The 15,137-nt window shown below is 40.2% G+C and carries 13 protein-coding genes; 1 reads left to right on the forward strand and 12 read right to left on the reverse strand.

Going from position 1 to position 15,137, the window contains the following annotated elements; translation table 11 throughout:
- Positions 1 to 34: 34 nt before the first annotated feature.
- From glnR to recJ, 12 genes are all read right to left on the reverse strand, one after another.
- Positions 35 to 391: a transcriptional repressor GlnR gene (gene glnR / locus HMPREF1481_RS07130; RefSeq protein WP_000659543.1), complete on the reverse strand. Its 357-nt coding sequence runs from the start codon at positions 389 to 391 to the stop codon at positions 35 to 37.
- Between the two features lie 80 nt (positions 392 to 471).
- A complete protein-coding gene (locus HMPREF1481_RS07135) occupies positions 472 to 993 on the reverse strand; it encodes an FUSC family protein (protein WP_016466804.1) in 522 nt (173 codons plus the stop codon).
- Between the two features lie 119 nt (positions 994 to 1,112).
- Positions 1,113 to 2,093, reverse strand: coding sequence for a phospho-N-acetylmuramoyl-pentapeptide-transferase (gene mraY, locus HMPREF1481_RS07140; RefSeq protein WP_016466805.1), 981 nt, complete (start codon positions 2,091 to 2,093; stop codon positions 1,113 to 1,115).
- A 1-nt stretch (position 2,094) separates the two neighbouring features.
- Complete coding sequence (gene pbp2x, locus HMPREF1481_RS07145; protein ID WP_016466806.1) at positions 2,095 to 4,350, reverse strand: penicillin-binding protein PBP2X; 2,256 nt, start codon at positions 4,348 to 4,350, stop codon at positions 2,095 to 2,097.
- 3 nt (positions 4,351 to 4,353) lie between these two features.
- Positions 4,354 to 4,671, reverse strand: coding sequence for a cell division protein FtsL (gene ftsL, locus HMPREF1481_RS07150; protein WP_016466807.1), 318 nt, complete (start codon positions 4,669 to 4,671; stop codon positions 4,354 to 4,356).
- Positions 4,672 to 4,680: 9 nt separating this feature from the next.
- A complete protein-coding gene (rsmH, locus tag HMPREF1481_RS07155; protein WP_016466808.1) occupies positions 4,681 to 5,631 on the reverse strand; it encodes a 16S rRNA (cytosine(1402)-N(4))-methyltransferase RsmH in 951 nt (316 codons plus the stop codon).
- Between the two features lie 68 nt (positions 5,632 to 5,699).
- On the reverse strand, positions 5,700 to 7,526 hold the full coding sequence (gene uvrC / locus HMPREF1481_RS07160; RefSeq protein ID WP_016466809.1) for an excinuclease ABC subunit UvrC: 1,827 nt from the start codon (positions 7,524 to 7,526) through the stop codon (positions 5,700 to 5,702).
- Between the two features lie 69 nt (positions 7,527 to 7,595).
- Positions 7,596 to 8,297: a M57 family metalloprotease gene (locus HMPREF1481_RS07165; protein ID WP_016466810.1), complete on the reverse strand. Its 702-nt coding sequence runs from the start codon at positions 8,295 to 8,297 to the stop codon at positions 7,596 to 7,598.
- 106 nt (positions 8,298 to 8,403) lie between these two features.
- Positions 8,404 to 9,183 carry an alpha/beta hydrolase gene (locus HMPREF1481_RS07170; RefSeq protein WP_016466811.1) on the reverse strand — a complete coding sequence of 260 codons (780 nt, stop codon included), beginning with the start codon at positions 9,181 to 9,183 and terminating at the stop codon, positions 8,404 to 8,406.
- A gap of 69 nt (positions 9,184 to 9,252) precedes the next feature.
- Positions 9,253 to 10,914 (reverse strand): ribonuclease J, encoded by a 1,662-nt coding sequence (locus HMPREF1481_RS07175; RefSeq protein ID WP_016466812.1) that lies wholly within the window; start codon positions 10,912 to 10,914, stop codon positions 9,253 to 9,255.
- A 231-nt stretch (positions 10,915 to 11,145) separates the two neighbouring features.
- Complete coding sequence (locus tag HMPREF1481_RS07180) at positions 11,146 to 11,802, reverse strand: COG3942 and LysM peptidoglycan-binding domain-containing protein (protein WP_016466813.1); 657 nt, start codon at positions 11,800 to 11,802, stop codon at positions 11,146 to 11,148.
- 212 nt (positions 11,803 to 12,014) lie between these two features.
- A complete protein-coding gene (gene recJ, locus HMPREF1481_RS07185) occupies positions 12,015 to 14,234 on the reverse strand; it encodes a single-stranded-DNA-specific exonuclease RecJ (protein WP_016466814.1) in 2,220 nt (739 codons plus the stop codon).
- Positions 14,235 to 14,453: 219 nt separating this feature from the next.
- Here recJ and HMPREF1481_RS07190 point away from each other — a divergent pair, with 219 nt between their 5' ends.
- Positions 14,454 to 15,056 (forward strand): class I SAM-dependent methyltransferase, encoded by a 603-nt coding sequence (locus tag HMPREF1481_RS07190; protein ID WP_016466815.1) that lies wholly within the window; start codon positions 14,454 to 14,456, stop codon positions 15,054 to 15,056.
- Positions 15,057 to 15,137 lie beyond the last annotated feature (81 nt).

Here is a 15,137-nt window from a genome sequence, read left to right on the forward strand (position 1 = left end):
GTTTTTCTCCTTATATATGACGACTAGCGGTTGCCTAACCGCGACCAAAAGGTGATTGTTGAGAAGCAAAGCGGCTTTGTTGGAGAACCTCATTCCGAAGCGCCCGACGCACTTCAGTCTGACTAACTGGTTTTTTAGATTTCGCTTCACGTTCAGCATATTTTTTCTTGATGGCAGCAATGTTAAGACCTTCAGAGATATAATCTTTAATCTCCAACAAGCGATCCATGTCATTCAAAGAATACATCCGACGATTGCCTTCATTGCGGTCAGGCTTAATCAACTCCTGGTCCTCATAGTAACGAATTTGGCGCGCCGAAAGATCGGTTAGCTTCATAACACTACCAATAGGGAAAACTGCCATATTGCGGCGAAATTCTTTTTCCTTCATGTACACTTCCTTCTTTCTGTCTATTATAGTCTAAAAAAAATCAATCGTCAATTGTTTATGTCACATTTTGTGACATTATTTTATTTTTTCAGCAAAATACTCCGCAAACGGTCAATATCGTAATTTACAAGAATTGCTACAAAAACACCCATAAAAGTTTCGAAAACCCGGGCAAACACGTACAAAACAGTTTCGCCATTTGGAATTGATAGGGTAATAATCAACATAGCTGCAACTCCACCGATGACTCCCGACTTATTATTCATGGCAACATTTGTCATGATGGTTAACATGGTACATATCGGAACCACAAGGAGAGTTACCCAAAAGGCCCCATGGAAAAAATTATTTAGGAGGAAGAAAATCAGAGCATAAAAACCACCGATACTATTCCCTAAAATACGAGATGTCCCAAAATGGACACTCTTATCAAAGTCTTCTCTCAAACTAAACACTGCTGTTAGAGCTCCGATTTGAAGTCCCTTCCAACCAAAAAATCCAAAAATCATGAGGACCAAAAAAACAGCGATTCCTGTTTTAAACGTTCGCATCCCTAACTTAAACTTCGATTTGTCAAATGTATATTTTTTAAAATAACTCATAATCTCATCTTTCTTTTTTCCATTTTACCATAATTTTACTTTTTTTGAGAAAAGGATTCAAAAATAGAAAAAGAGAAGGTAAAAATCCTTCTCTTTTTCTATGATTTATCATTCTATTTTTAGAACAAGTACATAATAGCTAACGTTAGAAGACTAGCGAGTAAACCGACTCCCCAGAAGAAGAAATCGACCTTCCACTCACTCCAAGCTTGACCTTTACCTGAAAAGCCACCCAACTCAAAATGGTGGTGAACTGGTGTCATACGGAAGATGCGTTTCCCTCCACTCAACTTAAAGTAGCTAACTTGCATCATAACAGATGTTGTTTCAAAAACATATACAATCCCAATCAAGAGCAAGGTCCATTCTTGGTGAAGTGCCATAGAAATAGCAGCCAACATCCCTCCAAGGGCAAGACTTCCAACATCACCCATGAAGACCTTAGCAGGCTTGTGATTAAAGACAAAGAAACCAAGAAGGCCACCAATCATAGCTACAATCACTAGTAAGATATCCAACTGGTTTTGCACATAGGCAATCACTCCGTAGGCAGATAGGCTAATGACCACCGAAATACTTGCTAGTCCGTCAATACCATCAGTTAGGTTAACAGCATTTGAAAAACCGACTAACCAGAAAAGGGCAAAGAGAATATAAAGCACACCCAAATGCAACGGATAGCCAAATACATTTAAGATATCTCCTCCTCTTTCATAAAAGAAATAAAAGATCACTCCTCCGACTAACTGAAGCAAGAGTTTTTGTTTTGGATTAAGTCCTTCGTTGATTTTACGGAAAACCTTGAGGAAATCATCTAAGAAGCCAACCAAACCATACAAAACAAGGATAAAGAGGATCATTCCGACATTGTTGGTTAGTTGATTAGTCAAAAGTGCAAGAACTAAACTAACTAAAACACTTGTTATGAGAAAGACAATTCCTCCCATTGTTGGCGTCCCAGCTTTTGCCTGGTGTTGTTTAACATCCTCATGCATCTGTTGACCAGTAATCTGTGCTTTACGGTAAAAACGGATAAAAGCTGGAATTCCTACCACTGTAAGAACAAAAGTAAGGATTCCAGGAAAGATAGAAACTAGCATTCTAATCTCCTAAAGTTATTTTTATTTTCTGTATATTTTTTAAAGCTGTATTGGTACGAACACTTTGTTTTTTTACAGTTTCTCCTGTACCTTCAAATTCAACTTCAATATTCAGCCATTTTGCAAAAGTTTCAACATTTTTCTTGGACCATCCGTACAAATCAGGCATTTCTTCTACCTTATCAGAGAGCAATAAGATTTGTTCGTTGGCATCTAGATTGGTTCCTTCTGATACTGAACTATCTTTGATTTTTGTCCCAGAACCGATAACGATTGGTTGAACAAGATTGCGTCGTAGTTCTTCTGCCAAGTCTCCAGGGCTATAGTCTTTTGTTGCAGGCATCGCATAGTTGGTTGTAGTTGTTACCTGATCCAAACTCTTAGCTGTTGATTGGAGATTGAGAGATTCCTTCATCGCTGAAGCTCGCTCTAAGATAGGATTGGCAAATTCACCCAACTGAATTCCTGAGTAATGTTCTGGTTGTTGGACAGTAACATAGAGGATGAAATCTGGGTTCTCAGCCGGATGCATAGAGACAACAGAGAAGATATAGTTGGTATTTCCCTTTAGATATCCTCCATTTTTCTCATCCGCAATCTGAGCAGTCCCTGATTTCAAGGCTACATTATAGCCAGGAACATTGACGGTTCCTTTACCTGTACTGTGATTGTACATTGTACCATAGGTCGGATCTGTACCAACCATCACCATGTGGTCTCGAGTCAAGCTTGCAGCTTCCTTAGAAACAGGATTTCCCACAACTTCTTTTTGTGACTTACGTACTGTTTGATCATTTGGGTCATAAAGGGCACTGATGAATTTAGGCTCCAACATAACCCCATCATTGGCAATAGCCGTAAAGGCACGAAGCATCTGCGTTTGTGTAACGGAGATCCCTTGACCAAAGGAACTCATGGCAATATTAACGATATTGTCTTCAGGGAGTTGACCAGCGTATTCATCACTCATTCCAAAACGAGTCGGAACCCCAAACTTGAAACGGTTGAGATAATCTAGCCAAGTGCTATCACCCATCTTTTGTTCAAGGAGTGTCATACCAATGTTACTAGAGTGAGCAAAACCTTGCGAGAAGGTCATCATGCCACCACTAGTCAAACCTTCGTTAACGTCCCAGTCCTTGATGGTAGCATCTGCTACTTTCAGTTCACTACTATTGAAATATTCTCCCCCAGGGAAGGTGTTGTTGTCAATCGCTGCCGCCAAGGTCATTACCTTCATGGTCGAACCTGGCTCGTAGTTACTTTGGTAAAGGATATCACGCCAAACAAAGTCTTCGGTAATTCCTTCTTTGGTATCAGCGTCAAAGGTCGGTCTTTGAGTCGTCGCCAGAATTTCTCCAGTCTTGGCGCTGACTAAGGTTGCAGTCATATACTTACCTTTCACCTTTTCCTGGAAGGCATCCATTTGACTTTCCATGAAAGATTGTAATGGACTTGATAGGGTTGTATAAACATCTTTTCCGTTTACTGTTTGTCGAGTAACTTGCTCTGTTCCCGGTACAATATTACCCAGGCGATCTTTTTCGTAAGTAATAATTCCGTCAGTCCCTGCTAACAAGGTATTCAAGGAGCTTTCAACACCAGACGTTCCGATGAGACTCTTTGAACCATCTTCATTCTCATGGAGTTGAGCAAGACCGATGAAGGATGAAGCGAATTTCCCATTTGGATAGCTACGATTTGGACTTGTTGTAAAGTCAATTCCTTGAACATTAGCTGCTTCCAAATCTTTTTTAATGGACATCATGTTGGCATAGGTAATCCCATTGCCCTTAACACCAAAGGAAACTTGTTTGAGATTCGGTTGAGAAAGTTGCTCCTTGACGTAGGATTCATCCATGTCTAGATATTTATGAAAGACTTCTGCAACCTTACTGTACTGAGAATCCTCTACATAGAGAATTTTCCCGGTTGCAGATTTATATTCTTTATCGATAATCGCGTAGACATTATAGGATGTGGCATCCTCTGCAATCGGTGTTCCATTACGGTCATAAATTGTTCCACGTTTTGCAGGAACTGTCCGAGTGGTTTGATGGACCTTACTTGCTTCTTTAACTAGGTTTACACCAAATTTTGAGCCTGTACCAATAATCACCGCAAAGTTAACCAAAAAAACAGCAAAGAGAAAGACGGCCAAAAGGCTCAAATTCTTTCCCACTAATCTGCGGTTTTCTGCTGGAGATTTACGGTTTTTAATGGCAAAGCGTATGATTCTTTCTTTCCAGTTTTTCATTTACTACTCCGCCGATCGGATATTTTCATTATTCAATTGCAAGTCTTGCGAATTTGCAATTCCGGTCAAACGTTCTGATCGGATTAATTCATTAACTTCTTGTTTAGCATCATCCAGCTCTGTCTTTTTCTCTTCAATCTGTGTGTTAACAGTTGTCAAATCATTCTGGACCTGCAAAAGTTTAGTCTGCATATAGACTACACTGATTGCCAAGACAAGAGCAGTGATGGCAATTGAAAGGTAAAAGGCCTTTTCAACACGTGAAATTTTTTTTATACGAGCTTGTAGCAATTGGCTCGTTGTTCCTCTGTTTTCTGCCATTATTTCCTCTTACTTGTGAATTTTTCTTGCCACTCGAAGCTTGGCTGAGTGGGAACGATTATTGGCTTCCAATTCTTCCTTACTTGGTAAAATCGGTTTTCGAGATACCAATTCCATTTTGGGCTTGAGATCGTCTGGGATGAAAGGCAAACCTTTAGGAACTTCAACTGTGGAAGCTTCCTTAAATAACTGTTTGGTCAAGCGGTCCTCCAGCGAATGGAAGGTAATCACTGATATTCTGCCATCTAGAGCCAGCATATCCATAGCCTGCTGGATTGATTCATCTGCAGCACCTAGTTCATCATTGACCTCTATACGGATAGCTTGGAAAATTTGTTTGGCTGGGTGGCCTTTTTTCTTGAGCTCCTTTGCCGGTTTGGCAGATTTAATAATCTCTGCCAATTCGGTTGTCGTCTCAATCGGTTTCTGTTCACGTGCCTGTTCAATTTTTCGAGCAATCTGTTTGGAAAACTTATCTTCTCCATATTTGAAAAAGATTCGAACCAATTCGTGATAGTCATAATGATTAACGACTTCATAAGCAGTCAAATTAGCTTCCTGATTCATCCGCATATCCAGCGGCGCATCCTTCTTATATGAAAAACCACGTTCACGCTGATCCAACTGCGGGCTTGACACACCTAAATCATAACAAATTCCATCAATTTCAGTCACACCTAAGTCATGTAAGCGATCCTTCAAATGACGAAAATTATCCTTGATGAAGGTGACCATTCCCTTTTCGATATAGGGAGCCAAACGTTTTTGCGCATTATCAATGGCATTCTGGTCTTGGTCAAAGGCATAGAGATGCCCTTTCTCGCTTAACTTACTTAATAAATACTCGCTGTGTCCTGCTCCTCCCAAGGTCGCATCAACGTAAATACCATCAGGTTTTACATCTAGCATATCAATGGTCTCATGGAGCATAACCGTTACATGATGAAATTCTTTTGTCATATCTTATCTATTTTACCACAAATCCGACTAGCTTGCACCCACTAAAGCCAAAACATTCCATTGCTACTTTATTCCTTGTATTCAAGAGGTTTCTCAGCTACTTGAGCTAGCGCTGAGTCTTCTTCTAGATTTAAGTGTTGATGAATTGCCTCTGCCACTGCTCTTGGTATACCAACTGCAACAATCTCGTCCACGCTAGCTTCCTTGATTTTTGTCAGAGATTTGAAATATTTCATCAAATTCTGCTTGCGTTTGGGACCTAAGCCTTCGATTCCATCCAATTGAGAAGAGAAGGAATTTTTAGAACGAAGTTGACGGTGGAATGTAATGGCAAAGCGGTGTACCTCATCCTGAATGCGCTGCAAGAGGAAAAATTCCTGAGAATTGCGAGACAACTCTACCACCTCAAGCGGATCTCCAAAAAGTAATTCATGGGTTTGGTGCTTGTCATTTTTTTGAAGTCCTGCAATCGGAATATCTAAGCCTAACTCTTCTTGAATAACCTGCTTAGCAATATTTACTTGACCTTGTCCACCATCGATGACAATTAGATCTGGCGGTGTCAAACCGTCACGCTGGACCCGTCCATAACGTCTACGAATAACCTCTCGCATACTTGCATAGTCATCTGGCCCGACCACCGTCTTGATTTTATACTTACGGTAATCCTTCTTGCTCGGTTTTCCGTTAACAAAAACAACCATAGCAGAGACTGGACTAGTCCCCATAATATTAGAGTTGTCAAAAGACTCGATACGGACTGGGGTTGGAATTTGTAGAAGTCGCCCAAGATTTTCAATAGCACCCTGGGTCTTTTCGACTGATTTTTCTAACAGATTAAACTTTTGCTCTAAACTAACACGAGCGTTTTTGATAGCCAGATTAACCAGTTGCTTCTTCTCCCCTCGTTGGGGCTTGAGAACCTTTGTATCCACCAAAGCCTTGATAGCTTCTTCGTCAATATCCTGAGGTATCAAAATTTCATTAGGTACCAAGTGAGATTTCTCCTGGTAAAACTGCCCCACATAGGTCAGGAAATCCTCGTCCGGATCATTGTAGTAAGGGAAGAGATTGACATCCCGCTCGATCAGTTTACCTTGACGGACAAAGAAAACCTGAACACACATCCATCCCTTGTCTACATAGTAGCCAAATACATCCCGATTTTGAAGATCTTTTGCCATGACTCGTTGCTTAGTCCGCAGAGTGCCAATGGCCTGAATCAAATCACGGTATTCCGCTGCACGTTCAAACTCCATACTTTGGGCTGCCAAAGCCATCTTACTCTTAAGTTCATCAATGATTTTATCGTCTTGTCCCTTGAGAAAATCAGAGACTTCTTGCGCCATAGCCTTGAAATAAGCCTCGTCTTTCTTACAGATGGTGTGAGCCATGCACTGGCCGATATGGTAATAAAAACAAACCTTAGATGGTGGATTGGTACACTTGCGAAAAGGGAAAATCCGATCCAATAGCCGTTTGATTTCATTGGCTGCCCCCACATCCGGATAGGGACCAAAATAGAGACCTCCGTCTTTTTTGACCTGACGGGTGATAATCAAGCGAGGATAGCGCTCATTGGTGATTTTGATGAAAGGATAGGACTTATCATCCTTGAGCATAATATTGTACTTAGGCTTGTTTTCCTTGATGAGATTAATCTCTAAAAGAAGGGCCTCAATATTAGACTCCGTGACAATGAACTCAAAATCTACAATCTCAGACACCAGGGCTTCTGTCTTGGTATCATGGCTCCCACGGAAGTAGGACCGCACCCGATTGCGCAGATTTTTAGCCTTTCCTACATAAATGATAGTGCCGTTTTTATCTTTGTGAATGTAACAACCAGGGCTGGTCGGCAAGAGCTCCAGTTTTGATTTGATCAAGTTATTCATAGTTCCATTATAGCAAAAAGCCCCCTGTATTGCTTAAATCAGAGAGCTCCAGTTCCCTTAGAAAATCACTTATTCCCCAGAATCATACAGTTCTTGAACTTCTTTTACATCTTGAGATTGGATTCCATAATAGGAGCCTGCTGGTTGCATAACCGAAACTTCATTGGTGTGTTCCAAACCAATCGCATGACCTAGTTCATGCTCTGCTGTATGCATGATACGATCATAGCTATAACCATAGTTTGGATTGGATAGATAATAATGATTCAAGCGAACGGTCACTGAAATTAATTGTTTGGTTAGGAGATTTGTCTGACTCTCCGCCTCACCTGCTACAGCTGTCGAACCATCATTCATTTCAGTAGCGAAAATATCGGCCTGGTCCGGTTCGGTTACAAGCTCAAAATTAAAAGCACCAGTCTGGTTCCAGTTGGAAATAGCTTCAGCATAAGCTTTTTGAAAGCTAACATCCATTTGAGGATCGATATAAATCGTTGCTTCTGCCTTTGGCCATTTTGCTCCTGAATCTTGGTGATGATCTGTCTGAGACAAACCTTGCAACGTGCCAGTTTCTTGCCATTGTTGCCAACCTGCTTGGCCGACTTGGACCACTTTGCTAACTTGATTTAAAGTAGCAGGTAAATCACCTGTCACATACCAGAGGATCCCAAAAGTGATGAGAATGAAGAAGATAAGCGTCCATATAAGGCGCCAAAAAATGCGAAAAATCCCTAGTAAAAATCGACATAACACACGAATAATCCAGCCCATAATTGCCCACCTTTCTAAAAAAATAAGAACCCATCTTTAAGCCATGGATTCCCATTCTAAAGATAGATTCTTTATTTTACTGAAACAAACTGAAAGAAAGCTAAAATCAAGACAAGCGTTCTTCCAAAACAAAATCGATTGGCAAAGTAGCTAAAAAGCGTTCCAATTGTTTTTCCCAATAATACCACTCGTGGTTACCCGCACTATGACTATAAGTCACATCAAAACCAAGTTTCTTGAGATTCTTCACTGCTAGATTATTAGCAGTATACAAGAAATCTTGCTCCCCGCACCAAACCCAGAGTTTTGTCTTTTTGTCTGACTTTTTAGCAAGGGTTTCAAGTGAGTAAGGACTATTCACCCAGTCAGTGATTTTGCCAAAAACACCCCTCCAGTAATTATTCGTTCCTAGATTTTGACTTTCAGGAGAAAACTCTTCAAAACTTAGAGCGCCTGAAAAACTAGCTGCATGGGAGAAACGATCAGTTGACAGTGCCAACTTGAAGGAACCGTAACCTCCCATTGAAAGACCAGCGATAAAAGTCTTTTCACGCTTGTTAGTCATATTTGGGAAGAAGCGTTTGAGCACCTTAGGTAGTTCTTCTGCTAGGGCTGTATAGTAGTTATAGCCATACTGAGTATCTGTGTACCAGCCATTACATGTATTTGGCAGAACAACAATCAGATTGGTTCCTCGCACCAAGCGCTCTACGTTGGTCCGTTTAAGCCAACTGTTATGATTTCCTGACATCCCATGAAGGAGATAGAGAACAGGGATATCTGTAGAGTCTGGTTCTGTCACCCGAGATGCATCAGGGTAGAGAACATTTACACCCCACTCCATATCTAAAACTTCTGAGTAATACTCAATCTTCATTACTGCCATAACTTGCTCCTTATTTGTTTGAGATAAGAAAAAGCCGAAACTCGACTTTCTCTCCTTGCTATTTAATCCTTATTTTGCTTCCATGACTACTGGGAGGATAGCTGGACGACGCTTGGTTTGGTCAAAAAGGAATTTTGCCAAATTATCACGGACCTTCCCTTTAAGATCAGCCCAGTCAAAGTCCTCACCTTGGAGATAATCTTCAACGGTTTGGTTCACTAACTCTGTACTTTCACGTAAAATATCGCGACTCTTCTTGAGATAGACAAATCCACGCGTATGTACTCGCGCTTTAGCAATGATCTTCTTCTCACGACGGTTAACAGTGATAGCTACGATAAAGATACCATCTTCTGACAAGACCTTGCGGTCACGAAGAACAACGTTCCCAACATCCCCAATGGCATTACCATCAATCAAGACATCACCTGCAGCAACTGCACCAGATGGAACAAAGTCCCCATGCTCATAAGACATAGTAGTCCCTTTTTTAGGGATAAAAATACGCTCTGGTAGCAACCCAACAGCCATAGCAGCCTTGGCATGAGCATCCAACTCACGGTATTCTCCCTGGATTGGGAAGAGATACTGAGGATGTAAGAGATTAATCATTAATTGAAGATCACGTGCATTCCCATGCCCTGATACACGCAAGCTTTGAGTAATCGGCTTAACGACACCACCTGCTTGGTAGACCATGTTTTCTACACGTGCCATCACAGCCTCCTTAGCAATTGATGGCGTTGTAACGATATAAACCAAGTCTCCATCCTTGATTTCAACATAGCGGTGACGACCGATTGACATTTTACGGAGTCCATTAATCGGTTCACCCATACGACCGGTTTCCAGGATAATTAACTCGTGGTCTTCAAAACGAGACATATCTTTAGGTTTAATCAAGAGACTTTCGTTAGCCAATGACAATTTTTTCAAGCGAATAGCTGTACGAACGATATTTTCAATATCAAATCCAGTCAAAACAACGCGACGTCCTGTCTCTGCAGCAGCATCAAAGACTTGCTGAATGCGAGAAAGGTTACTTGCAACGGCAGCTACGATGATACGTCCATCCCAGTCAGAAATGGTTTGCGTAATTTCATCACCAACTTCACTTTCGCTGGCTACTTGAATATTACTGTCTGCGTTTGCTGAGTCGCTTAGAAGAGCTAAAACTCCTTCGCGACCAATTTCTGCTAAACGACCGAAGTCAGTCGCATATGATTCGCTAGCCGTTTGGTCAAATTTGAAGTCCCCTGTATAAACGATACTTCCTTTAGATGTTTTCAAAACGACACCCAGACTCTCTGGGATAGAGTGAGTTGTGCGGAAGAAGGAAACCTCCGTACCGCCAAAGTCGATTTCTGTATTTTCATCAATAACATGGAAGTCATCGAATTTCTTAACGCTATCATTCCCCTTTACAAATAGCTTAGCAAGTTCGACAGTTAACTCTGAACCAAAGACAGGAACTTTTACTTCTGATAAGAGATAAGGAAGAGCTCCGATTGCATCCGCGTGTCCGTGTGTTAAAAAGACACCGGCAATACGATCACTATTTTCAAACAGATATTCCATGTTTGGAATAACGACATCGACACCCAACTGCTCATTTTCAGGATATTTCAAACCTGCATCTAAAACAAAGATTGAGTCGTTAATTTCTGCGATGTACATGTTTTTCCCATTTTCACGAACACCACCCAAAGTTGTTAATTTAATATTGGTCATTTTCCCTCCGAAGTATTACTATATCGTGTTTGTAGAGTCTATATAACTCTCTTTTTTTAAAAGTTCAATTTACTTTTATCCGAATCTTTTCTTCTCATTATACCATTTTTTTACTAATTTTCAAAATGAAGACAGGATTTCAAGTATAGAACATTCACCACTAAAATCTAAATAACTAGGAAGGAGTAACTAAAAAAAGATTTAGAGTTTCTAAATCTTTTTAATTATTTTTTAGTTTGGATAGATATAAGTGACGTTACCTAAAAATTCATGAGGGTTAAAGAAACCACGGTAATTAGCAATCTGCTTTTGACGTCTGTAGTTTGCTTCCAAGACCTGGATAGAGTTTTCACTTTGAACATCTGTGACATAAGCAACGTGACCATATTCACCACCGTCCCAAACGGCGATTGCACCTACTACTGGAACGCTACCTGTCTTATAACCTTGAGCACTTGCGTAGATTGCCCAAGTGTTAGCATTTCCCCACCAGTTGCTAGCCCAAGGCGCCAATTCTTTCACGCCCCATGTACACTGACCAACAGGGTATGAGTTCCCATAGTTTGTCGGAGTATTCACGACAACATCATCATCTGAAGCTGGATTCAAAGTACTTGTTGCTTCAGAAGCTGGAGCATTGTATGAATAATTCGCTTGAGTTGAGCCGCTCACTTCGAGCACATCACCTGGGTGGATGGTATCAAAAATGTTTTTCCCATTATTAGCAGCCAATACATAAGGATCCATACCACTTGCAGCAGCAATACCAAAAAATGAATCCCCGTCTTGAACAACGTAAGAGTCTGCGCTAACAGTCTGAGCACCAACTGTAGCCAAAATAGCTGTAGATGTTAAACCAAGAGTCAGTTTAGCAACTGTTTTTTTCATAACAATTTTCTCCTAAAATTTTATTGATCATTTTTAATTTTTTTGTTGACAAGAGAATCATACATCTTTTACATGTCAATTATTTTAGAGTTATGTTGTAGTCATGTTACAAATCTGTTTACTTTTACTACATGACGCTCTAAAGAACACAACATTTAAAATTATAAGAGACTACAAAAAAGCTGAGATAGATTACCTCAGCTTCTTTCCTTTTATTTTCCCATCAAGAAATCATACATTTCCTGCACTGTACCTAGTGCCATCATTTCTTGGTCTTTAACAGTTTGTTTGAGATTTTGATAAATCTGACTTTCAGCAATGTCCCGTTTAGCCGCATCTTTATTAACCCTCATCACACCATTTTCAATGGTGACAAAACCAAGCTCTTCAAAAATTTGAATCATCTTAACGAGTAAGATTTGCTCAATTTTAAGATAAGCTGATAGATCTTTTAATTTATAACGGATATCGAATTCTGGAAACTGGTAGATAGTCTTATAAAGCTTAGCAAACTGCTCTCTTGTACCAGAGCCAGTCAAATAGTAGGGCTTGTCGATATCATTTTTAAAGTAGACTGCTAGAAAATCATGTTGCTGGAAAATGTCCTTGAGAATCCTGATGTCTTCCGGGAGATTCTTGATCACAACAGCTTGACTTGAAGAAATATCAGGCAATTCTCCTGTAAAATCAAGTACTGGTTCTCCTTCTGGTAGAGCTGCAGTCTTCCCACGAATATTAAAGAGTTGAACACCGTCTACACGAGCGTCTACCATCATCAACTGGAGGGTTGTTTGTCCATTCCACTGGTTAACGGAAAGAGTGACTGCCAACTCCAGTTGTTTGGTCTGCGCAAATTCTGTCGCTTTCGACCCTTGACCAAAAGCAACTACTTCAAAGTTCGCATTACCTTTGGATATTTTCAATTTCAGGTGACTATCGCCTGCTCCCATAGAACGAGCATTTTCAACTTGAAAATTTCGAATATAGAAGACAGGCTTTTGATTATCCATCCCGAAAGGAGCTAATCGTTCAAAACTTTTAACCGTATCTAAACTCAAGTTTTCCAAATCTAGTTCTTCATCTAGATATAATTTACTCTTACCTTTGGCATCTATCCCTTTGTCTTTTACATAGGTTTCTAAAATTTCTGACAAGGCGTCTAACTGTTCAGCTTCGAGCGTCATACCTGCGGCACCTGCATGGCCACCAAAGGCGATGAAAAGTTCACGATGTGGATCCAAGGCTTCAAAGATATCGACAGCTTCAATACTCCGCGCACTTCCCTTAGCACGTCCATCTTCAAGATTTAAAACAATAACTGTTTGTCCCAGCTCTTCCAATAAGCGACCTGCTACAATCCCAAGTACGCCCGGGTTCCAGCCTTCCTTAGCTAAAACTTGAACACTTTTGTTAGGATCTACCAAACTTTTAGCTTCTTCATAGATGGATTGAACGATTTCCTTGCGTTCTTCATTTTTTTCTTGAATCATGAGGGCAATCTCATGCACCTCTTCATCATCAAAGCCAGTCAGTAAATCAATCGCTGGATTGGGATCATCCAAGCGTCCTAGGGCATTCAAACGTGGCGCCAACTGAAAACCAACTGTTTCACCTGTAATATCACTACTAGCAATTCCTGCAATTTCAAAGAGTTCTTGGAGACCAATTCGTTGAGTATTGCGTAAAACTTCTAGACCGTACTGAACCATGATACGATTTTCATCCGTCAGGCTAACCATATCCGCAATGGTTCCAATGGCAACCAAGTCAAGCAACTCAACCTGCACTTCCTCCAAGAGGGCACAAGCTAGTTTAAAAGCAACTCCACAGCCTGCTAAATGTTTAAAAGGATAATCTGCTTCTGGATGTTCAGGATGGACGATTGCATATGCATCTGGTAAAACTTCTGGCATGGAGTGGTGGTCTGTCACAATGACATCCACTCCCATAGACTGAGCCAAATCAATGGCTTCGTGTCCAGCAACTCCATTATCCACTGTCACAATCAAAGACACACCCTGTTGCTCGATGAAATATTTGTAAACACTGGCATTTGGACCATAACCATCTGTAAAGCGATTTGGGAGATAAACCAGACACTCTGCCCCTAATTGTTCCAAACTCTCCTTGATAATCGAAGCTGAAGTCATCCCATCTGCATCGTAGTCACCATAGACGAGAATCAATTCTCCTCGCTCGATGGCAAGGCGAATCCGCTCAACTGCCTTATCCATATCATGTAATAGATAAGGGTCATGTAAATCTTCCAAAGAAGGTTCTAAAAATTTCTTCAGGCAACTTTCGTCCTTGATTCCACGTTGAAACAACAAACAAGCGACTTCAGAACTCAAGCCTGCACTCTTGGCTATCTTTGTAAAATCCGCATCCTCAACTTGCGGAGAAAATTTCCAATTATAAGTAGGAATTATCACACATTCATCCACTCTTTCTTACGATTCTATTCATTTATTATAACACGATTTTTACTTTTTCTCTTTTTTATATTCTCAGCTTAATAAAGCTAAACCTCAAAACCTTCTGTCCCCATCAATTTTTAAAAAAGAACCAAAGAGCAGTCAAAACCCTAAACTTTTTTGAACAAGAGATATCTATAATCTCAAAATGTTTTCTCTTTATGCTAAACTATTAACATGGAACATCATTTTAATCATCGTGCCGAATCGTTTGATTCTCCCAAAAATAAATTTCTTGCCGAACTTATCATAAAAAATATTGAAAAACAAATGCACGATTTATCAAGTAAATCAATTCTAGACTTTGGAGGAGGAACTGGTCTAATCTCTCTACCTCTAGCCAAAAAAGTAAATTCAGTGACCTTGGTTGATATTTCAGATAAAATGCTGGAGCAAGCTCGTATCAAGATTAAAAACCAAAAACTTGAAAATATAGACTTGATTCATCAAGACTTATTGCATAAGCCATTAGAACAAACATTCGATCTCATTATCGTCAGTCGTGTTCTTCATCATATGCCTAATCTTGATGACAGTCTCGCCATGTTTAAGGAACATTTGACTCATGGTGGACAATTATTTATCGCCGACTATACCAAGCCAGATAAAGAAAAACATGGTTTTATCATTTCTGAACTTGAAGAGAATATAAAAAATCATGGTTTCTCAGACATCCAGACACAAATACTTTATAGTTCAGAAGATCTTTTCCTTAATAAACCTTCACAATTATTTCTCGCATCAGCGAAAAATAGTCTCTCTTCTAAGGGTAGCAACTGAAAAAAATTCTCACCCCATTCTTCCATAAGCCGAGAAACTTTCCCATTGCCTTCTTTCAAGTATTTCTATAAAAAAACTCTC

Source organism: Streptococcus sp. HPH0090 (genome assembly GCF_000411475.1).
Classification (GTDB): domain Bacteria; phylum Bacillota; class Bacilli; order Lactobacillales; family Streptococcaceae; genus Streptococcus.

Bases quoted from the DNA above. Each gene is read 5' to 3' on its own strand.
- glnR (WP_000659543.1), bottom strand. From the start codon at position 391: ATGAAGGAAAAAGAATTTCGCCGCAATATGGCAGTTTTCCCTATTGGT.
- HMPREF1481_RS07135 (WP_016466804.1), bottom strand. From the start codon at position 993: ATGAGTTATTTTAAAAAATATACATTTGACAAATCGAAGTTTAAGTTA.
- mraY (WP_016466805.1), bottom strand. From the start codon at position 2,093: ATGCTAGTTTCTATCTTTCCTGGAATCCTTACTTTTGTTCTTACAGTG.
- pbp2x (WP_016466806.1), bottom strand. From the start codon at position 4,350: ATGAAAAACTGGAAAGAAAGAATCATACGCTTTGCCATTAAAAACCGT.
- ftsL (WP_016466807.1), bottom strand. From the start codon at position 4,671: ATGGCAGAAAACAGAGGAACAACGAGCCAATTGCTACAAGCTCGTATA.
- rsmH (WP_016466808.1), bottom strand. From the start codon at position 5,631: ATGACAAAAGAATTTCATCATGTAACGGTTATGCTCCATGAGACCATT.
- uvrC (WP_016466809.1), bottom strand. From the start codon at position 7,526: ATGAATAACTTGATCAAATCAAAACTGGAGCTCTTGCCGACCAGCCCT.
- HMPREF1481_RS07165 (WP_016466810.1), bottom strand. From the start codon at position 8,297: ATGGGCTGGATTATTCGTGTGTTATGTCGATTTTTACTAGGGATTTTT.
- HMPREF1481_RS07170 (WP_016466811.1), bottom strand. From the start codon at position 9,183: ATGGCAGTAATGAAGATTGAGTATTACTCAGAAGTTTTAGATATGGAG.
- HMPREF1481_RS07175 (WP_016466812.1), bottom strand. From the start codon at position 10,914: ATGACCAATATTAAATTAACAACTTTGGGTGGTGTTCGTGAAAATGGG.
- HMPREF1481_RS07180 (WP_016466813.1), bottom strand. From the start codon at position 11,802: ATGAAAAAAACAGTTGCTAAACTGACTCTTGGTTTAACATCTACAGCT.
- HMPREF1481_RS07190 (WP_016466815.1), top strand. From the start codon at position 14,454: ATGGAACATCATTTTAATCATCGTGCCGAATCGTTTGATTCTCCCAAA.